Here is an 18389-nt window from a genome sequence, read left to right as displayed (position 1 = left end):
GTAATGATTACAATGCTGTCCTTCGTTTATGGTGGACACACGCCCTTTCTTGCCAGTCGTCGGCGAGAGTCTATAGGCTTTCACTTTTGATAAACAGGCTGTTGGCCGACGAGCCGGGTCATCCATTAGGCGAAGATCGCCTGGTTCATCAGGTGTAGAACATCCAGCGAACAGGCCTCCATTGCCCGGCGGGCAGGGGTGGCGACCATGATCAGGAGACTTTCGCGTGATGCAACTCGCCGTGCTATCCGGTTTCGTGCTGGCCGCCTTCGCGCCCCTGGTACATCGCTGGTGCGACGCCCGGACCAGCTTCGTGCTGGCGGCCTTCCCGGCGGCCCTGGCGCTGTGGTTCCTGGGCCGGATACCGGAGGTGATGGACGGGGAGGTGCTGACCCTGGCGCTGGAGTGGGTGCCGGCCCTGGGCATGAGCCTGACCTTCGTCATCGATGGCCTGTCGCTGCTGTTCGCGCTGCTGATCACGGTGATCGGCACCTTCGTGCTGATCTATGCCGGGGGCTACCTCAAGGGACACCCGGACCTGGTGCGCTTCCATGTGGTGATCCTGGCCTTCATGGTCTCGATGCTGGGGCTGGTGCTGGCCGACGGCCTGATCACGCTGTTCGTGTTCTGGGAGCTGACCAGCATCACTTCCTACCTGCTGATCGGCTTCAACCATGCCGACCTCGAGGCGCGCAAGTCGGCCCGCCAGGGGCTCTTCGTCACCGTGGCCGGGGGGCTGGCGCTGATGGCCGGGCTGGTGATGCTGGGCATCGCCGGCGGCAGCTGGTCGCTGGCCGAGCTCAACACCATGGGCGACGTCCTGCGCGAGCATGATCTCTACACCCCGCTGCTGATCTGCCTGCTGCTGGGGGCCTTCACCAAGTCGGCCCAGTTCCCCTTCCACTTCTGGCTCCCCAACGCCATGGCCGCCCCCACCCCGGTCTCGGCCTACCTGCACTCGGCGACCATGGTCAAGGCCGGCATCTACCTGCTGGCGCGCCTGCAGCCGGGCCTCGGCGGCACCGAGATGTGGGTCGGGGTGCTCTCGGTCGTGGGGGCCTTCACCATGTTCACCGGCGCCTTCCTGGCGATCCGTCACACCAACGTCAAGAAGCTGCTCGCCTACTCCACGGTGATGGCGCTGGGGGCGCTGACCATGCTGCTGGGCATCGGCACCGAAGGGGCATTGATCGCCTTCGTCACCTTCCTGCTGGCCCACTCGCTCTACAAGGGCGCCCTGTTCATGGTGGCCGGCATCCTCGACCACGAGACCGGTACCAAGGACGTCACCGCCATGGGCGGGTTACGGCCGCTGATGCCGGTCACCGCGCTGGTGGCGATGATCGCCGCCTTGTCGCTGGCCGGAGTGCCGCCGTTGTTCGGCTTCATCGCCAAGGAGCTGATGTTCGAGTCGGTGCTCGAGGCCAGCGCCTTTCGCTGGCTGATCGTGCTGCTCGCGTTCACCGCGGCCTTCCTGACCATCGCCGTGGCGGCGATCGTGGCGCTGCGGCCGTTCTTCGGTCAGCGGCGCCAGACCCCGCGGGTGGCTCATGAGGCCCCGGTTTCCATGCTGCTGGGACCGGCGGTGCTGGCCGTGCTGTCGCTGCTGCTGGGACTCGTGCCGGTGCTGGCCGGCGCGCGGCTGCTCACCGCCGCGGCGTCGGCGGTGGTGGGCGAGCCGGTCACGGTGTCACTGTCGCTGTGGCACGGCATCAACCTGCCGCTGGTGATGTCGCTGGTCAGCCTGGCGCTCGGCTACCTGCTGTTCCGCCGCTGGGATCGGGTGAGGGCGCGCCTGGCACGCCTCGACCCGCTGATCTCCCGGGGTCCGGAGGCCGGCTACGATGCGCTGATGGACAAGGTGGTGGTGGTCTCCGAATGGCAGACCCGGGTGCTGCAGAACGGCTACATGCGCAACTATATCCTGGTGATGATCCTCACCCTGATCGCCCTGGTGGGCAATTCGCTGCTGCTGCGCCATGCGCCCGAGTTCGCCTTCAGCCTGGACGTGCGCTTCCACGAGGCGGTCGTCGCCGGGGTGATGGTGATGGGGGCGCTGTTCGCCACCATTTCACGCTCGCGGCTCGGCGCCGTGGTCTCGGTGGGCATCATGGGGTTCTCCATCGCCCTGACCTTCATCCTCTTCAGCGCCCCGGACCTGGGCATCACCCAGCTGCTGGTGGAGACCCTGACGGTGATCCTGCTGGTGCTGGTGCTGTTCCGTCTGCCACGCTTCTCCCGCCTCTCCACGCCGCTGGAGCGGGTCCGCGATGTCATCGTCGCCGGCAGCGTGGGGGTGCTGATCACGTTGCTGATCCTGACGTCCTGGAGCATCGACCAGTTCATTCCGATCTCCGGCTACATGATCGAGAACAGTGCGCCGCTGGCCCACGGCCGCAACATCGTCAACGTGATCCTGGTCGACTTCCGGGCACTCGATACCCTGGGCGAGATCTTCGTGCTGGCGCTGGCGGCCATCGGCGTCTTCGCCATGCTCAAGCTGCGTGCCCCGGGCAAGCCGCCGAAGAAGGCCGCTCCGGCCAAGGAGTCCATCGATGGTTAAGTCCGGCACCATCATCCTCAACACCGCCGCCCGACTGTTGATGCCGCTGCAACTGCTGTTCTCGGTGTTCCTGCTGCTGCGCGGCCACGACGAGCCGGGCGGCGGCTTCATCGCCGGCCTGGTGGCGGCGGGGGCCTTCACCCTCTACCTGTTCGCCTTCGGGGTCAGCGCCACCCGCGAGGTGCTGCGCATGGTCGACCCGCGGGACCTGATCGGCCTGGGGCTGCTGCTGGGGATGCTCTCGGTCTTCCCGGCCTGGTTCCTGGATCAGCCTTTCCTCACCGCCCAGTGGTGGACGATTCCCGGCATCGACTTCAAGGCATCGACACCACTGATCTTCGATATCGGCGTCTACCTGGCCGTACTGGGCTCGGTACTGACCATGGTCATGACACTGATGGAGGTGGACAAGGATGAGCCTTGAGCGCATGCGTGGCGCCGCCGGCGCCGTTTCGCCCACCCGCAGGGGAGATCCGACATGGAGCCGGTAATGGCCGTGGCCATCGGGCTGCTCTACGCCGCGGCGATCTTCATGATGCTGCGTCGCTCGATCGTCAAGCTGGTGATCGGGTTGATGCTGCTGTCCAACGCCGCCAACCTGCTGATTTTCACCTCGGCGGGGATGACCCGAGGCGCCCCGCCGCTGATTCCCGAGGGGATGCTGGTGCCACCGGGCCCGATCGCCGACCCGCTGCCCCAGGCGGTGGTGCTGACCGCCATCGTGATCGCCTTCGGTGTGCTGGCCTTCGCCGTGGTATTGATTCGCCGCGCCTACGAGATCGTCAAAGCCGATGACCTGGACAAGATGAAGGATACCGACACGTGAGGCCCGAAGTCGCACTTCCCGTCCTCCTGCCGCTGCTGTCGGGCGCCATCTCGCTGCTGTTCTGGCGTTCGCGTCCCATGCAACGCTTCACCGCCGTGGCCGGCAACCTGGCCCTGCTGGTGGTGGCCCTGTGGCTGATGGCCTCGGTGTCCGCCGAGGGGTACGTGACCATCCAGATGGGTGGCTGGGAGGCCCCCTACGGCATCACCCTGGTGGCCGACACGCTCAGTGCGGTGATGGTGGTGCTGACCGCGATCATCGGCCTGGCGCTGGCGATCTACTCGCTGGCCACCACCGGCCCCGACCACGAGAAGTTCGGCTACTATCCTCTGATGCACCTGCTGCTGGCGGGGGTCGCCGGTGCCTTCCTCACCGGTGACATCTTCAACCTCTACGTGTGGTTCGAGGTGATGCTGGTGGCCTCCTTCGCGCTGCTGATCCTCGGTGGCGAGAAGGCGCAGATGGAGGGGGCGATCAAGTACGTGACCCTCAACCTGCTGGCCTCGGTGATCTTCCTCACCGCCATCGGCCTGCTCTACGGCATGGTCGGCACCCTGAACATGGCCGACATCGCCCTGCGCCTGGCCGAGGCGGAGCACCGCGGCATGGTCGAGGTGCTGGCGGTGATGTTCATGGTCGCCTTCGGCATCAAGGCGGCGGCCTTTCCGCTGTTCTTCTGGCTGCCGGCCTCCTACCACACGCCGCCGGTGGCGGTATCGGCACTGTTCGCCGGGCTGCTGACCAAGGTGGGGGTCTACTCCCTGTTCCGGGTGTTCACACTGATGTTCAACGAGACCATGGACTACACTCAGGATCTGCTGATCTGGGGGGCGGCCCTGACCATGGTCACCGGCGTGCTGGGCGCGGCCGCCCAGTACGAATTCCGCCGCATCCTGTCGTTCCATATCGTCAGCCAGATCGGCTACATGATTCTCGGCCTGGCACTGTTCACGCCGCTGGCCATTGCCGGGGGCATCTTCGCGGTGATGCACAACATCGTGGTCAAGACCAACCTGTTCCTGATCAGCGGCATCACCCGGCGGTTGCAGGGCACCTACCAGCTCAAGAAGATGGGGGGGCTCTATCGGGAGCGGCCGTGGCTCGCCGTGTCCTTCTTCATTTCCGCCTTCTCGCTGGCCGGGGTGCCGCCGCTGTCGGGCTTCTTCGCCAAGTTCGTGATCGTCCGCGCCGGTATCGAGGCCGAGGCCTATGTGGTCACCGGCATCGCCCTGGCGGTGGGGCTGATGACCCTCTATTCGATGGTCAAGATCTGGCACGAGGTGTTCTGGAAGGCACTGCCCGAAGACAACCTGGTGCCCGAGGCGGAGATGGTGGTGGGGGACGACAGCCGTATGGTCAAGCCGAGCCTGTGGCTGATGTACCTGCCGGTGGGGTGGCTGGCGCTCTGTGCGGTGCTGATCGGGGTCTTCGCCCAACCGCTGATGGTGATCATGACCACCATCGGCGACCAGTTGATGAACCCGCAGGGGTATATCGAGGCCGTGCTGGGGCAGGGGGCCGACGTGGGGGAGGCCCTGCTCGAGGCGCCGCCCGAGGAGGTGAGCCCATGACCGGAGCGATCTGGAACCTGTTGCTGGCGCTGGCCTGGGTCATCCTCAGTGGCGACTTCACCGGCCTCAACCTGGTGGTGGGCCTGGTCTTTGGCTATATCGCCCTGGTACTGATCGAGCCCCAGGTCGAGGCGCTGAGGGGCTATCCGGCGCGTATTCCGCGCATCCTGCAGTTCCTCGGCTTCTTCATCAAGGAGCTGTTGATGGCCAACTTCAAGGTGGCCTTCGACATCCTCACCCCGCCCTGGCTCATGAAGCCGGGGGTGATCGCCATGCCCCTGGCGGCGACTACCGAGCTCGAGATCACCATGGTCGCCAACCTGATCTCGCTGACCCCGGGCACCCTGAGCCTGGACGTCTCCGACGACCGCAAGGTGCTCTACATCCACGCCATGTTCCTCGACGACGAGGAGGAACTGCGCCGTAACCTCAAGGAACTGGAATACCGTGCCCTGGAACTGTTTCGCTGAGTCTGGCCGCGAGGTGACGCCGTGGAGATCGTGATCCTGATCAGCCAGGTGCTGATGGGCCTGGCCCTGGTGCTGGCCTTCGTGCGGGTGGTGCGTGGCCCCAGTCTGCCCGATCGGGTGGTGGCGCTGGAGCTGTTCGCCAGTATCGTGGTGGGGTTGGTGGGGCTCTATGCCATCGCCACCGAGGTATCGAGCTTTCTCGATGCCGCCATCGTCATCGCCCTGATGGGCTTCCTGGCCGCGATCGGTTTCGCCCGCTTCCTGGAACGCGGAGGGCCACGCGATGATTGAGTTCATCAAGGGGACCTTCATCCTCTCCGGTGCGCTGTTCATGCTGCTGGCGGCCCTGGGCATCCTGCGCCTCCCGGACCTGCTGACCCGCATGCACGCCACTACCAAGGCCGCGGCGCTGGGGGTGATCCTGATCATGCTGGCGGTGGCGCTGCATTTCGGTGAGGTGGCCGTGGTGGCGCGCGCTTTCGCGATCATCGTCTTCGTGGTGATGACCGCGCCGGTAGCCGCCCACGTGATCGGCCGGGCCGGCTACTTCGTCGGCTCCAAGCTGTGGAGCGGCACGGTGAAGGACGAACTGCGCCCCAATTACGATCCCCTGACCCACGAGCTGAAGAGCGGGCTCGAGACCGAAGCCAATGCCAAGCGTCAGCCGAAGGAGAGCGATCCCTCCTGAGCCCTCGGCGCCCAGTTGGACACGCCGGCCAGCTCCGGGTGGCCGGTGCACGCTCACGAAACGAGGGCGCCGCCTCTGGTCTGGGCGTGGATTCTGCGCGATGATCCCCTGCAGCCAATGTCGCCAAGGAATGCAGGAGTCATGATGTTCAGGATTCTTCCCGCCACGCTCTTCGTGGCTCTGCTCGCCGGGTGTCAGAGCAGTCCGACCACCGGGGCCGGCGTCGCGGATCGCGACACCGATGGGGTCGAGGTGGCGGCCATCCAGCCGCCGGCGCCCCCCCGCGAGCGCGTGGCCGAGGCCGCGTCGCCGGCGGACTTCACCATCTGGCTGGCCGGCTTCCGACGCGACGCCCGCGCCGAAGGCATCAGTGAATCGACTCTGGCCCGCGCCCTGGATGGCGTGCGCTATCGTCCACGGGTCATCGAACTCGACCGCTCCCAGCCCGAGTTCGTGCGACCGATCTGGCAGTATCTCGACAGTGCCGTCTCCGCCCAGCGGGTGACCCAGGGGCGGGCGAAGCTGTCCGAGCACCGCGATACCGCGCAGCGCATGGAACGGCACTACGGCGTGCCGGCCGAGGTGATCGTGGCGATCTGGGGTATCGAGAGCAATTACGGCGGCAACTTCGGCGACTTCTCGACTCTCGAGGCCCTGGCCACGCTGGCCTTCGATGGCCGCCGTCGCGACTTCGCCCGTGGCGAGCTGCTGGCGGCCCTGCGCATCCTCGACCAGGGCGACATCGCCCCCGAGCGCATGGTCGGCTCCTGGGCCGGTGCCATGGGGCATACCCAGTTCATTCCCTCGAGCTTCGAGAGCTACGCGGTCGACGGCGATGGTGATGGGCGTCGCGATATCTGGGGCAGTATTCCCGACGTGATGGCCTCCACCGCCAACTACCTGGCGCGGGCCGGCTGGCAGCCGGGCCAGGCCTGGGGGAGGGAGGTGCGACTGCCGGAAGGCTTCGACCATGCCCAGACCGAACTCGCCACCCGCCGCTCGAGTCGCGAGTGGAGCGCTCAGGGGGTGCGCGCGGTGAGCGGTGGGCCGCTACCCGAGTTCGCCTCGGCCTCGGTGATCGCCCCGGCCGGTGCCCGTGGCCCCGCCTTCCTGGTGGGCCCCAACTACCGGGCGATCCTGCGCTACAACAATGCCACCAGCTACGCCCTGGCCGTGGGCACGCTGGCCGACGAGATCGCCGGGCGCGACGGCGTGGTGCAGGGCTGGCCCCGTGACGAGCAGCCGCTCGCGCGCAGCCAGGTGCGCGAGATGCAGCAGGCGCTGAATGCCCGCGGCTTCGACGTGGGCACCCCGGACGGCATCATGGGGCCCAATACGCGCCGCGGCCTGCGGGCCTTCCAGCAGTCGATCGATGTCACGCCGGACGGCTTCGCCACCGTGCGACTGCTGGAGCGGCTGACGCGATGAGGGAAAGCCCCGGGCATCGGGTTCAGTTGGTCATGTCGTCGAGGGCATCGCTGATCGCATCCCCGGCGCGTTCGGCGCCTTCCCGGGTCCGCTCCCAGGCGCGCCCGGCGCGATCGCCGACGCGTTCCGCCCCTTCGCGGGTGCGTTGCCAGGCGCTCTCGGTCCCCTCCTGGGTGCGCTCCCAGGCCTCGCGTGAGCGCTCCTGTGCCTGCTGCCACCAGTCGCGGTCGTAGTGCGGCAGGGTCGCGAACTCCTCCTCGCTGGCCTCGACCACCACCCGGTGGGTGGTGGTGCCACCCTCGTCGATCCGAGTGTCGAGCCGATAGTGGGCGTTGGTGACCACGACCTCCCGGCCGCCGAGGCCCAGCGTGGCCCCGCTCTGCACCACCAGGGCATGGACCGCCATGTCGTCGCCGAGCAGGATGTCATCGACCTGGCCGATGCGGGTGTCGGGGGCGGATGCCAGGCTCACGTCGGCGTCGAGGATCGTGCGTGCCGAGTAGAGACCCTGGGGATCCGACTGGGCCTGGGCAGGGATGGCCAGGCTGGCGGCGAACAGGCCGGGCAGTATCGTCCTTGTGAGGTGTCGGGTGATCATGGGCTCTCCTCCTGTTGATGGCGCCATGGACTGCCTGCCGGGGCGTCGGCGACGCGTCCGGCAAGCCGATGTTCACAGCATTCGCGAGCCGTGCCGGGGCGTCAAGTCGGGAACCCGCGACGCCCGGTGTGGTCCACCTGCATGTTTTTTGTCTTTTTCCGTCCCCCGCGTGTCTCGCATGAGAGGAGGTCGCCAATGAGAGCCGCCCTATTGTTCCCCCGCTTTCCGATTCGCTGGTCGCCGCGCGTGCTCGGCCCGCTCGCCGGCCTGTTGCTGGCCGTCGGCGCGACCCAGGCCGCGGCCGAGGATGAGGTGTTCGGCTGGGTGGAGAAGGCCACCCTGGAGCCCTGGGGGGTGGAGGTGAAGGCCAAGCTCGACAGTGGCGCCCTGACCTCATCGCTCGATGCCCGTGACATCGAGCGCTTCGAGCAGGAGGGCGAGGAGTGGGTGAGCTTCCGTCTCGAGCTGGAGGATGAGGCGACCGGAGAGCGCTTCACCCATGAGATGGAGTTGCCGGTGTATCGCAACATCCGCCTGCGCGGTGCCGGCGGTAGCGACCGGCGTGCGGTGGTGCTGATGAAGGTGTGCATGGGCAACACCGTCTACGAGGAGCAGTTCAGCCTGCGCGATCGTGAGGAGATGCACTATCCGCTGCTGCTGGGTCGGCGCACCATCGGCCACCTGGGGCTGCTCGACGTGGGCCGCACCTTCCTCAACGCGCCGAACTGTGGTGAGGATGCCAAGGTGATGGCCCACGAGGACAAGGACGAGTAACACCCTCTCAGAAGAGGCGGGCGAGCAGGGCAGTCACCGCGGTCTCCACCCGCAGGATGCGGGGGCCCAGATGGATGCCCTCGCAGCCGGCGGCGAGCATTTTCTCCACTTCCCAGGGAATGAACCCTCCCTCCGGGCCCACCAGCAGCAGGGTGGGCTCGGCGAGGCCTCGCGGGCAGGCCTGGGGCATGCCGGGGTGGGCCAGCAGGCCGCGGCGTTCGTCCAGCAGCCCCGGGAGCACGTCTTCGACGAAGGGGCGAAAGCCCTTCGCCAGCGTCACCTCCGGCATCACCGTATCGCGGGCCTGCTCCAGGCCCAGCACCAGGTGGGCCCGGATCTTCTCCGCCGTCAGCTCCGGTGACTGCCAGTAGCTCTTTTCAACGCGGCGGCTGTGCAGCAGGGTGATATGCTTCACGCCGAGTGCCGTGACATGCTCGAGGCTGCGCGCCAGCATGCGAGGGCGTGGTAGCGCCAGCACCAGGTGTACCGGCAGCGCCGGAGGCGGACGCTGGTCGAGGGCCGCGATGGCGAAGCGTGCCTCGTGCGCATCGACTGCGAGGAGTTCGCCGCGGCCGATGCCGCCACCCTCGATGCCCAGGGTGAGGCGGTCGCCGGGCCGGGCGCGGTGCACCTCACGCAGATGGGCCAGGCGGCGCGGGTCGCGGACCCGGGCGAGGCAGGTGCCCTCGAGGTCGGCGGGCGAGAGCAGGATCAGGTTCATGGGCCTTGTTTCCCTTGCATGGGCGGTGTCGCGGTGCACAATACCAGTATGGGGGCAGAGGCCCACCTCACGACAAGGAGCACCGCCGTGCGCGTGATACGCAAGTATGCCAACCGCAGACTCTATGATACCGAACAGAGTCGCTACGTGACCCTCGAGGATCTGCGCGGCCTGATCCTCGACGAGGTTCCCTTCCGTGTCGAGGATGCCAAGACCGGCGAGGACCTGACCCGGACCATCCTGCTGTCGATCATCATCGAGCAGGAGCAGGCCGACGGCGAGGCGGAGGTCTTCTCCAACGACCTGCTCGAGCAGCTGATCCGTGTCTATGCCATGTCCCAGCCGCTGCCGCTGGCCCGCTATCTGGAGCAGGGCACCCGGCTGATGCTCGAGCAGCAGAAGCACGTCCAGGACCAGTGGCAGCAGGCCATGCGCCACTCGCCCATGGAGCTGATGCGAGAGCTGGCCGAGGAGAACCTGCGTTTCTGGCAGCAGACCATCGGTCAGGCCGGCAACAAGGACGACGACGAGCCGAAGTGACGCCGGACGGCTCGGGAGGGCGGCGACGGCGACTTTCTGACATAATGCCGCGACGTTTCGAGATGCCCAAAGGTTGAACGGATGAAGGTTCTGATCATTGGCGGCGGTGGCCGCGAACACGCCCTGGCCTGGAAGGTCGCCCAGTCACCCCGGGTAGAAACCGTCTTCGTCGCGCCCGGCAATGCCGGTACCGCCCGCGAGCCGGGCCTGGAGAACGTCGATATCGCCGTCTCCGACCTGGAGGGCCTGGTGGCCTTCGCTCGGCAACGGGGAGTCGCACTGACCATCGTCGGCCCCGAGGCGCCGCTCGTCGAGGGCGTGGTCGATCGTTTCCGCGAGGCGGGATTGGCCATCTTCGGCCCGACCCGGGCCGCCGCCCAGCTCGAGGGCTCCAAGTCCTTTACCAAGGACTTCCTGGCACGCCATGCCATTCCCACCGCCGACTACCGGACCTTCACCGCGGTGGCGCCGGCGCTGGCGTATCTGGCCGAGAAGGGCGCGCCCATCGTGATCAAGGCCGACGGCCTGGCCGCCGGCAAGGGGGTGATCGTGGCCATGACCCTCGCCGACGCCGAGGCGGCCGTCCGGGACATGCTCGAGGCCAACGCCTTCGGCGATGCCGGCGCCCGGGTGGTGATCGAGGAGTTCCTCGAGGGCGAGGAGGCCAGCTTCATCGTCATGGTCGATGGCCAGACGGTGTTGCCCATGGCCACCAGTCAGGATCACAAGCGGGTCGGTGAAGGCGACAGCGGCCCCAACACCGGTGGCATGGGCGCCTACTCGCCGGCGCCGGTGGTCACCGACGAGGTGCATGCACGGATCATGGAGCGGGTCATCCTGCCCACCGTGCGCGGTATGGCCGCGGAGGGGCACGCCTACACCGGCTTCCTGTATGCCGGCCTGATGATCGATCCCCAGGGCAATCCGAAGGTGATCGAGTACAACTGCCGCTTCGGCGACCCCGAGACCCAGCCGATCATGCTGCGGTTGCAGTCGGATCTCGCCGAGCTGTGCCTGGCCGGCGCCCGGGGCGAGCTCGCGGGCAAGCGCTGCGACTGGGATCCCCGCGCCGCGGTGGGGGTGGTGCTGGCCGCCGGCGGCTATCCCGGCAGCTATCGCAAGGGTGACGCGATCGAGGGGCTCGAGTCCGCCGAAGCCACCGGCTGCAAGGTCTTCCACGCCGGCACCGCCGAGGAGGATGGCCGGGTTGTCACCGCCGGCGGCCGGGTGCTCTGCGTCACCGCCCTCGGGGAAGGGGTCTCGGCCGCGCGTGACCTGGCCTACCGGGGCGTGGAGGCCATCACCTGGGAGGGCGCCTTCTGCCGCCGCGATATCGCCTTTCGTGCCATCGCCCGCGAGCGCCGGGCCGGTTGATCGCCCCGTCCTGCACCCGACACCAACAACAAGACGAGGGAGCGAGCTGATGTCCCGCGAGTATCCGATCATTGCCGTGACCGGCTCCTCCGGGGCCGGGACCACCACGGTCAAGCGCACCTTCGAGCGCATGTTCGCCCGGGAGGACGTGCACGCCGCCTTCGTCGACGGCGATGCCTTCCACCGCTACACCCGGGAGGAATTGGCGCGGATCTTCCACGACGAACCCGATCGCAAGGATGAGCTCTCCCACTTCGCTGTGGAAGCCAATCTGCTCGATCGCCTCGAGGCGTTGTTTCAGGAGTACGGCGAGTTCGGCAGCGGCACCTTCCGCCACTATATCCACGCCGAAGACAAGCAGATGATCGAGGCGGGCTACCGGGTGGGGACCTTCACCGAGTGGCAGTCATTGCCCTGCGGCACCGACCTGCTGTTCTACGAAGGGTTGCATGGCGGCCTGGTGACCGCCGAGCACGACATTGCCCGCCATGTCGACCTGTTGGTGGGCGTGGCGCCGACCATGAACCTGGAGTGGATCCAGAAGATCGATCGCGACATCAAGCTGCGGGGTTACTCCCAGGAGGCGGTGATCGACACCATCCTGGGGCGCATGGGCGACTACGTGCGCTATATCCAGCCGCAGTTCTCGCGTACCCACATCAACTTCCAGCGGGTGCCCACGGTGGATACCTCCAACCCCTTCGAGGTACAGGACATCCCCACCGATGCCGAGTCCTTCGTGGTGATCCGCTTCCGCGACCCCTCCACGGTCGACTTCCCCTACCTGCTGGCGATGATCCAGGATGCCTTCATGAGTCGCCCGCACACCCTGGTGGTGCCGGGCTCGCGGCTGTCACTGGCCATGGAGCTGATTCTGGCACCGCTGGTCCGCCACCTGCTCGCCCAGCGGCGTTTCCGCTGAGTGGCTCTGATATCCCGAGTGAGAAATGGCAAGGCGCAGTAAGGTGACCATCACCGACATCGCCAAGCATGTGGGCATGACCAACATGACGGTGTCGCGTGCCTTGAACAAGCCCCACCTCGTCAAGCCGGCGACCCGCGACAAGATCCTGGCCGCGGCACGGGAGCTGGGCTATGTCCCCAACGCCTTCGCCATCCAGCTCAGGAGCCGCGAGAATCGCCTGATCGGCCTGGTCACGGCCAGCGTCGACAACCCCTTCTACAGCGAGGTCATCAAGGCGATTTCGCGTGCTGCGAAGCAGCAGAACTACACCATCATGCTGATCGATACCGATGGCTCGCCGGCCCTCGAGGAGGTGGCGATCGAGACCCTGCTCAGTTATCAGGTGGCAGGCATCATCCTGTCGCCTGTCTCCGACGGTGCCGGCTATCGCCCCGCCTATCTCGATAGGCTGCGCCAGGCCCGGCTGCCGATGGTGATGCTGGACCGCACCCTGAATGTGCCGGACTTCAGTCGCGTGATACTGGACAACCGCCGCGCCGGACGACTGCTCGGTGAGCTGCTGGCAGATCGGGGCATTCGTCGAGTACTGGCCCTGACGGGGCCGCGGGACTCACGGATCTCTCTCGAGCGCCTGGCAGGCTTCGAGGAGGCCTATCGTACCGCCGACGTAGAGCTTGTGCTCGAGTCGCGGGCAGGCGACTACACTCTGCAGCCCGCCTACCGCGACATGGCGGCCTATCTACGCCGGGGGACGCTTCCTGACGCCGTCTTTGGTTTCAATCAGCTGATCACCCTGGGGGCCATGCGCGCCCTGCATGATGCCCGTGTGTCCCGTGACGAGGTGATGGTAGTGGGAGTCGACCGCCTGCCCTATGCCGATATCTTCGAGGTGTCGGTGCCCTGTGCCGCCCATGATACCTACCAGGCGGGGCATGAGGCGTTCCGCTTGCTCTTCGAACAGATCCAGGACCCCACGGCTGCCAGCCGTGAGGTCGTGATCTCCGCCAAGCTCGTGAATTGATCGTTGCAGCGCCTATCCGTCATCTGCTGAGCAGGAGTGATATGCGATTGCTGACATCGGCCAGCCTCGTATAGCGGCCGAGGTACGGCTCAGCGCGCGTCTAGCCGCTCGGCGATGCGTGCCTCGAGACACTCTTGATCCTCGGCGAAACGGCGAATGCCCTCGGCCAGCTTGTCATTGGCCATGGCGTCCTGGTTGTGGTCCCAGCGGAAGGTGGGCTCGGTGAGCGGGGTCGGACGGGGGCCGCCGCTGCGTGTCATGGGCATCCTGGGTTTCAATTCGCCAGGCGTGGTGGCCAGCTCCTCGAGCAGCGTCGGCGAGATGGTCAGTCGTGGGCAGCCGGCCAGCGCCAGCACCTGGCTGATGTTGCGAAAGCTGGCGCCCATCACCACGGTGTCGTAGCCGCCCTGGTTGGCCCGTTGGCAAACACCACGCACGAACTGTACGCCGGGGTCGGTGTCGGGGGTGAAATCCTGACCGGTTTCCCTCTTGTACCAGTCGGTAACTCGGCCGACGAACGGTGAGACCAGGAAGACCCCGGCATCGAGACAGGCCTGGGCCTGGGCGTCGCTGAACAGCAGGGTCAGGTTGCAGTTGATGCCTTCCTTCTCCAGCACCTCGGCGGCGCGGATGCTCTCCCAGGTCGAGGCCAATTTGATCAGTACCCGGTCCTTGGCCACACCGCATCGCTCGTAGAGCTCAATCAGCTCGTGGGCCTTGTGAATGCTGGCCTGGGTGTCGAAGGACAGTTTCGCTGCCACCTCGGTGGAGACGCGGCCGGGCACCACCTTGACGATCTCGCTGCCCATGGCCACGGCGAGTCGGTCCACGGCGTGCTCGATCTGATCCTGGCGGTCGCTGGTCTCGGCCTTGACCGCGGCGAGTTCCCGATCGATCAGCGCCTGGTAACCCGGCAATTCGAAGGCCTTGAGGATCAGCGAGGGGTTGGTGGTGGCGTCATGGGGCCGGTAGCGCTGGATGGCCTCCAGGTCACCGGTATCGGCGACCATCAGGGAGTGCTGACGAAGGGCGTCGAGTTGAGGTGTCATGAAGTATTTTCCTCGATTGAGTGATCGGTCCCGTCAGGCGTAGTGATCGGTGAGAGCCCGACGATAACGGCCATAGGCCTCGTAATAGGCTGCCACGCGGTGGGGCTTGGGATCGGCCCGTGAATTTTCGTCGAGGTGAACGAGCCGTGCGGCCAGGTCCTCGAGAGAGGCGTCGGGGTAGCGCTCGCACCAGGCCGCCTGCACCGCCGCGCCCAGGGCGGCGGCATCGGTGACCTTTGGGCAGATCACCGGGGTGCCGGTGATGTCGGCGACCATCTGGCGCCACACCGCGCTCTTCGCCCCGCCGCCGATCAGGCGGATCTGGCTGGCCCCCTCTGCCAGGTCGCCGAGCAACTCGAGTCCGTAGCGCATGCCGAAGGTGGCGCTCTCGACCACGGCCCGACACAGGTTGGCCTGGGTGGTGTTGACGCTGGTCAGCCCCAGGAAGCTGCCGGTGGCCTGGGGCAGCGCCGGGACCCGCTCACCGTTGAAGAACGGCAGCACCGTGACCCCTTCGGCGCCGATCGGTGCACTAGCGAGGCGCTCACCGAAGGTCACCAGGTCGAGGCCGAACAGCTCGCGCACCCGGGTCGTGGCCGAGGTCACGTTCATGGTGCAGATCAAGGGCAGCCAGCCGCCGTGGCTGGCGCAGAAGTTGGCGACCTGAGCGTTGTCGACGATCACCGGCTCAGGGGAGTAGGCGCACACCGTGCCCGAGGTCCCCAGGCTCAGGGTCACCAGCCCCGGGGCGATGTTGCCGGTGCCGATGGCCCCCAGCATGTTGTCGCCGCCGCCGCAGGAGACTACCACGTCCTCGGCCAGCCCCAGCTCGGCGGCCAGCTCGGGACGCACCGTCCCGGCCGGCTCGTGGGCGTCGATCAGCCGCGGCAGCACCTGGTCCGGGTCGAGCTCCGGGGCGATCTCGGCGAACACGTCCTCGCGCCAGCGCCGCGCCCGGGTGTCGAAGTAGCCGGTGCCCGAAGCATCGCCGGCCTCGGCGACCCGCTCGCCGGTGAGCCAGAAGTTGAGGTAGTCATGGGGCAGCAGCAGGCTGCCGATGCGTCGGTAGGCCTCGGGCCGGGTGTCGCGCAGCCAGGCCAGCTTGGAGGCGGTGTAGCCGGTCTGCAGCACCAGGCCCAGCCGGTCGAGACAGCCCGACTCGCCGCCCAGGCGTTTGATCAGGACGGCGTTGTGGGTGGCGGTCTCGGTGTCGCACCACAGCTTGGCCGGGTGGACCGGCTCGCCCGCGGCATCCAGAGCCACCAAGCCGTGCTGCTGGCCGGAGACGCCGATGGCGCGGATCGTTCGAGTGTCGACCCCGGCCCGCTCCGCGGCCTCGCGGAAGGCGCCGCGGAAGGCCGCAATCCAGTCGGCCGGGGCCTGCTCGCGGCGGCCGTTGTCGCCCTCGTTGAGGGTATGGGGGCGGTTGGCCTCGCCTAGGATCCGGCCGCCCTCGACATCGACCACCACCACCTTGGTGCTCTGGGTGCCGCAGTCCACACCGATGTACATGTCAGGCTCCTTCTCCTTGCAGAACGCAGAATGCGGGACTAGTGAGACGTGAAGCCTCCGTCGATCGGCAGGCAGGCGCCGCTGATCATCGACGCGGCCGGGCTCAGCAGGAAAGCCACCGGCAGTGAGACTTCCCGGGGAGTGGCGAAACGTCCCAGGGGAATGGCGGCCAGCATGGGGTCGCGCTTGGCGGGATCCGCCCAGGCGCGCTCGGCCATGGGAGTCAGAGTCACCGTCGGATTGACGCTGTTGACGCGTATGCCCTTGGGGCCAAGCTCGAGGCACAGCACGCGGGTCATGGCATCCAGGGCGGCCTTGGAGGCGCAATAGCCCAGGTGTCCAGGCAGGGCGGCCATGGCCGCCTGACTGGAGACGTTGACGATACTGCCCTGGCGGCCGTGGGTGATCATGTGGCGTGCCGCTTCCCGCGCTACCATGGCACTGGCGGTGACGTTGGTGGCCAGGATTCGCTCGAGGTCCTCCCCCTTGACGTCCAGAGCGTCGTCGAGGATCGAGATGCCGGCACAATTGACCAGGCCGTCGAGGACGGGCATTTCGGCGAAGGCCTCGGTGACTGCGGCCTCATCGGTGATGTCGACGGCCAGGGTGTGGGCGCCCAGCTCTTGCTCGAGTTCGGCGAGCCTGTCCCGGTTGCGACCGAACAGCACCAGGCCGGCGCCGAGTTCGGCGAGGGACCGAGCGATGTCGAGACCGATACCACTGGTCGCCCCCGTGACGAGGATGCGCTGGTTCTGGAGTTCGAAATTCATGATGTGGTGTCACTCGCTCAGTGTGTCGTTGGCATTGAGCCGATGCATGATCGGCTTGAGCGTGGGGTAGAGCTGGCAATATAGGGAGAAGAGGTCGTCGTAGCGACGCGCTGCCACCTCGGAAGGCTTGGCGCGCTCGATCAGGGTGCCATGTCGCAGCGGTTCGGCGAGGTCGATCAAGCCGGTGGCTTGCCCGGCCAGCAGGGCGGCTCCCAGGGCCGCCTCCACGTTCTCGCGGTAGGTGTAGACCGGCATGCGGGTCACGTCAGCGATGATCTGCATCCACAGGTCCGACCGGGTGGCGCCACCGACCACGATCAGGTGGGCGTCGAGGGTCACTCCCTGTCGGGTGCCCGCCTCCATGTTGTGCCGCAGGGCGAAGGTCACGCCTTCCAGCACGGCGCGATACAGGTGATGGCGGCGATGATAGAGACTGAGACCGATGAAGCCGGCGCTGGCCTGGGCATCCCAGACCGGGCTGCGCTCGCCCATCAGGTAGGGCAGGAAGAGCAGGCCATCGGCGCCCGGGAGAAGCTCGCGGGCGGGCGGCTCGAGTTGCTCGAAGACGTCGCCAGGTGCTTCGGCGGTGGCCTGGGGATCGGCGCAGAAGGTATCGACAAACCAACTGACCGAGGCCCCGGCGGTCAGGGCGCCGCCGAAGGTGTAGAGGTCGCGGTCGCTGTTCAAGACATGCGGCATGCTGATCAAGCCCTGGCCGGCGTCGACGCGCTGGTTGATCACTCCCCAGCACATGCTGGTGCCTATCATGGCGACGTGATTGCCGGGGCGGGTCGCCCCCGCCGCCAGCGTGGCCATGGCCGCATCGACGCCACCAGCGACCACGGGGATATCGGCGCACAGGCCGAGCGAGTCGGCCAGGGAGGACAGCAGGCCACCGATCGACGCCCCCGAGTCCACCAGGCGCGTCGGCAGCTTGTCCCGGTCGAGGCCCAGGGCGTCAAGCATCTCGTTCGACCAGGTGCGTGCCGACAAGTCGTAGATGCCACCGATGTTGCCGGCCGAACAGTGGTCGATGGCGATCTCGCCACTCAGGCGATAGTTGATATAGCTGTTGGGCGGCAGCAGATAGCGGGTCTGCTCCCAGATCTCGGGTCGCTTGGCCTTGAGCCACATCATCTTGGTGAAGCCGTAGTAGCTGTCCACCCCGTTGCCGGTGATGTCGCCCAGCCGGGCCAAATCGATGTGCTCCTTCACCCACTGGACCTGGGCCTCGGCCCGGCGGTCCATCCAGATCAGGCAGGGATGCAGGGGGTGTATCTCGGAGTCAACCGGGATGCCCGAGCCGCCGTAGAGGCTGCTGACACACAGTCCTTTGACACTCCGGGGATCGATCCCGGGAGCGTCCAGGCAGGCACGCAGGCAGTCGAGCACGGCCTCCCACCACACGTCCGGCCACTGTTCGGCCCAGAGTGGGCGCGGTGTGTCGACGCGGTAGCCCTGACTATGTTCGGCCAAGATATGGCCATGGCGATCGATCACTAGCGCCTTGGTACTCTGGGTGCCGATATCAATACCGATAACGGTTTCCATGAGGTTCT

Annotated in this window: 19 protein-coding genes; 13 read left to right on the top strand and 6 right to left on the bottom strand. The window is 66.9% G+C overall.

Annotated features, from left to right (window positions below; all coding sequences use genetic code 11):
- The first annotated feature begins 229 nt into the window (after positions 1–229).
- From AC5W54_RS05625 to AC5W54_RS05590, 8 genes are all read left to right on the top strand, one after another.
- Positions 230–2563, top strand: coding sequence for a putative monovalent cation/H+ antiporter subunit A (locus AC5W54_RS05625; protein WP_495961169.1), 2334 nt, complete (start codon positions 230–232; stop codon positions 2561–2563).
- Entirely contained in the window at positions 2556–2987 is a 432-nt protein-coding gene (locus AC5W54_RS05620; RefSeq protein WP_495961095.1) for a Na+/H+ antiporter subunit B, read from the top strand. Before AC5W54_RS05625 ends, AC5W54_RS05620 begins: the two co-directional genes overlap by 8 nt.
- 54 nt (positions 2988–3041) lie before the next feature.
- Positions 3042–3389, top strand: coding sequence for a Na+/H+ antiporter subunit C (locus AC5W54_RS05615; protein WP_495961094.1), 348 nt, complete (start codon positions 3042–3044; stop codon positions 3387–3389).
- Entirely contained in the window at positions 3386–4960 is a 1575-nt protein-coding gene (locus AC5W54_RS05610; protein WP_495961093.1) for a Na+/H+ antiporter subunit D, read from the top strand. The genes AC5W54_RS05615 and AC5W54_RS05610 overlap by 4 nt, the downstream gene beginning before the upstream one ends.
- Entirely contained in the window at positions 4957–5430 is a 474-nt protein-coding gene (locus AC5W54_RS05605; RefSeq protein WP_495961092.1) for a Na+/H+ antiporter subunit E, read from the top strand. Before AC5W54_RS05610 ends, AC5W54_RS05605 begins: the two co-directional genes overlap by 4 nt.
- A 21-nt stretch (positions 5431–5451) precedes the next feature.
- Positions 5452–5721 carry an MrpF/PhaF family protein gene (locus AC5W54_RS05600; protein ID WP_495961091.1) on the top strand — a complete coding sequence of 90 codons (270 nt, stop codon included), beginning with the start codon at positions 5452–5454 and terminating at the stop codon, positions 5719–5721.
- On the top strand, positions 5714–6118 hold the full coding sequence (gene mnhG, locus AC5W54_RS05595; RefSeq protein WP_495961090.1) for a monovalent cation/H(+) antiporter subunit G: 405 nt from the start codon (positions 5714–5716) through the stop codon (positions 6116–6118). Before AC5W54_RS05600 ends, mnhG begins: the two co-directional genes overlap by 8 nt.
- A 141-nt stretch (positions 6119–6259) precedes the next feature.
- A complete protein-coding gene (locus AC5W54_RS05590; protein ID WP_495961089.1) occupies positions 6260–7546 on the top strand; it encodes a lytic murein transglycosylase in 1287 nt (428 codons plus the stop codon).
- A gap of 22 nt (positions 7547–7568) precedes the next feature.
- Here the strand turns inward: AC5W54_RS05590 and AC5W54_RS05585 are convergent, their stop codons facing one another.
- Positions 7569–8144 (bottom strand): PRC-barrel domain containing protein, encoded by a 576-nt coding sequence (locus AC5W54_RS05585; RefSeq protein ID WP_495961088.1) that lies wholly within the window; start codon positions 8142–8144, stop codon positions 7569–7571.
- 195 nt (positions 8145–8339) lie between these two features.
- Here AC5W54_RS05585 and rloA3 point away from each other — a divergent pair, with 195 nt between their 5' ends.
- Positions 8340–8918 carry a retropepsin-like aspartic peptidase RloA3 gene (gene rloA3 / locus AC5W54_RS05580; protein WP_495961087.1) on the top strand — a complete coding sequence of 193 codons (579 nt, stop codon included), beginning with the start codon at positions 8340–8342 and terminating at the stop codon, positions 8916–8918.
- Between the two features lie 7 nt (positions 8919–8925).
- Here the strand turns inward: rloA3 and AC5W54_RS05575 are convergent, their stop codons facing one another.
- Positions 8926–9639: a 16S rRNA (uracil(1498)-N(3))-methyltransferase gene (locus tag AC5W54_RS05575; RefSeq protein WP_495961086.1), complete on the bottom strand. Its 714-nt coding sequence runs from the start codon at positions 9637–9639 to the stop codon at positions 8926–8928.
- A gap of 87 nt (positions 9640–9726) precedes the next feature.
- On the opposite strand from AC5W54_RS05575, the gene phaR reads away from it, so the two are divergent.
- From phaR to AC5W54_RS05555, 4 genes are all read left to right on the top strand, one after another.
- Complete coding sequence (gene phaR, locus AC5W54_RS05570; protein WP_495961085.1) at positions 9727–10179, top strand: polyhydroxyalkanoate synthesis repressor PhaR; 453 nt, start codon at positions 9727–9729, stop codon at positions 10177–10179.
- 81 nt (positions 10180–10260) lie between these two features.
- Positions 10261–11553, top strand: coding sequence for a phosphoribosylamine--glycine ligase (gene purD, locus AC5W54_RS05565; RefSeq protein WP_495961084.1), 1293 nt, complete (start codon positions 10261–10263; stop codon positions 11551–11553).
- Positions 11554–11602: 49 nt separating this feature from the next.
- On the top strand, positions 11603–12475 hold the full coding sequence (locus AC5W54_RS05560) for a phosphoribulokinase (protein WP_495961083.1): 873 nt from the start codon (positions 11603–11605) through the stop codon (positions 12473–12475).
- Between the two features lie 25 nt (positions 12476–12500).
- Complete coding sequence (locus AC5W54_RS05555; RefSeq protein WP_495961082.1) at positions 12501–13499, top strand: LacI family DNA-binding transcriptional regulator; 999 nt, start codon at positions 12501–12503, stop codon at positions 13497–13499.
- 89 nt (positions 13500–13588) lie between these two features.
- Here AC5W54_RS05555 and tal read toward each other — a convergent pair whose 3' ends face one another.
- From tal to AC5W54_RS05535, 4 genes are read right to left on the bottom strand one after another with little or no spacing between them, the layout of a single operon-like run.
- Entirely contained in the window at positions 13589–14548 is a 960-nt protein-coding gene (tal, locus tag AC5W54_RS05550) for a transaldolase (RefSeq protein ID WP_495961081.1), read from the bottom strand.
- Between the two features lie 33 nt (positions 14549–14581).
- Positions 14582–16060 carry a xylulokinase gene (gene xylB / locus AC5W54_RS05545; RefSeq protein ID WP_495961080.1) on the bottom strand — a complete coding sequence of 493 codons (1479 nt, stop codon included), beginning with the start codon at positions 16058–16060 and terminating at the stop codon, positions 14582–14584.
- 38 nt (positions 16061–16098) lie between these two features.
- On the bottom strand, positions 16099–16830 hold the full coding sequence (locus AC5W54_RS05540) for an SDR family oxidoreductase (protein WP_495961079.1): 732 nt from the start codon (positions 16828–16830) through the stop codon (positions 16099–16101).
- Positions 16831–16839: 9 nt separating this feature from the next.
- Complete coding sequence (locus tag AC5W54_RS05535) at positions 16840–18381, bottom strand: FGGY-family carbohydrate kinase (protein ID WP_495961078.1); 1542 nt, start codon at positions 18379–18381, stop codon at positions 16840–16842.
- Positions 18382–18389: the final 8 nt, after the last annotated feature.

The sequence above is a fragment of the Halomonas sp. LMYGS-3 genome, assembly GCF_059509875.1.
The sequence above is the reverse complement of the archived record's forward strand: the minus strand, read 5'-3'. Positions and strand labels throughout refer to the sequence as shown.

Excerpts from the sequence above, each read along its gene's own strand:
- AC5W54_RS05625 (WP_495961169.1), top strand. The coding sequence starts at position 230 with ATGCAACTCGCCGTGCTATCCGGTTTCGTGCTGGCCGCCTTCGCGCCC.
- AC5W54_RS05620 (WP_495961095.1), top strand. The coding sequence starts at position 2,556 with ATGGTTAAGTCCGGCACCATCATCCTCAACACCGCCGCCCGACTGTTG.
- AC5W54_RS05615 (WP_495961094.1), top strand. The coding sequence starts at position 3,042 with ATGGAGCCGGTAATGGCCGTGGCCATCGGGCTGCTCTACGCCGCGGCG.
- AC5W54_RS05605 (WP_495961092.1), top strand. The coding sequence starts at position 4,957 with ATGACCGGAGCGATCTGGAACCTGTTGCTGGCGCTGGCCTGGGTCATC.
- mnhG (WP_495961090.1), top strand. The coding sequence starts at position 5,714 with ATGATTGAGTTCATCAAGGGGACCTTCATCCTCTCCGGTGCGCTGTTC.
- AC5W54_RS05590 (WP_495961089.1), top strand. The coding sequence starts at position 6,260 with ATGATGTTCAGGATTCTTCCCGCCACGCTCTTCGTGGCTCTGCTCGCC.
- AC5W54_RS05585 (WP_495961088.1), bottom strand. The coding sequence starts at position 8,144 with ATGATCACCCGACACCTCACAAGGACGATACTGCCCGGCCTGTTCGCC.
- rloA3 (WP_495961087.1), top strand. The coding sequence starts at position 8,340 with ATGAGAGCCGCCCTATTGTTCCCCCGCTTTCCGATTCGCTGGTCGCCG.
- AC5W54_RS05575 (WP_495961086.1), bottom strand. The coding sequence starts at position 9,639 with ATGAACCTGATCCTGCTCTCGCCCGCCGACCTCGAGGGCACCTGCCTC.
- purD (WP_495961084.1), top strand. The coding sequence starts at position 10,261 with ATGAAGGTTCTGATCATTGGCGGCGGTGGCCGCGAACACGCCCTGGCC.
- AC5W54_RS05560 (WP_495961083.1), top strand. The coding sequence starts at position 11,603 with ATGTCCCGCGAGTATCCGATCATTGCCGTGACCGGCTCCTCCGGGGCC.
- AC5W54_RS05555 (WP_495961082.1), top strand. The coding sequence starts at position 12,501 with ATGGCAAGGCGCAGTAAGGTGACCATCACCGACATCGCCAAGCATGTG.
- tal (WP_495961081.1), bottom strand. The coding sequence starts at position 14,548 with ATGACACCTCAACTCGACGCCCTTCGTCAGCACTCCCTGATGGTCGCC.
- xylB (WP_495961080.1), bottom strand. The coding sequence starts at position 16,060 with ATGTACATCGGTGTGGACTGCGGCACCCAGAGCACCAAGGTGGTGGTG.
- AC5W54_RS05540 (WP_495961079.1), bottom strand. The coding sequence starts at position 16,830 with ATGAATTTCGAACTCCAGAACCAGCGCATCCTCGTCACGGGGGCGACC.
- AC5W54_RS05535 (WP_495961078.1), bottom strand. The coding sequence starts at position 18,381 with ATGGAAACCGTTATCGGTATTGATATCGGCACCCAGAGTACCAAGGCG.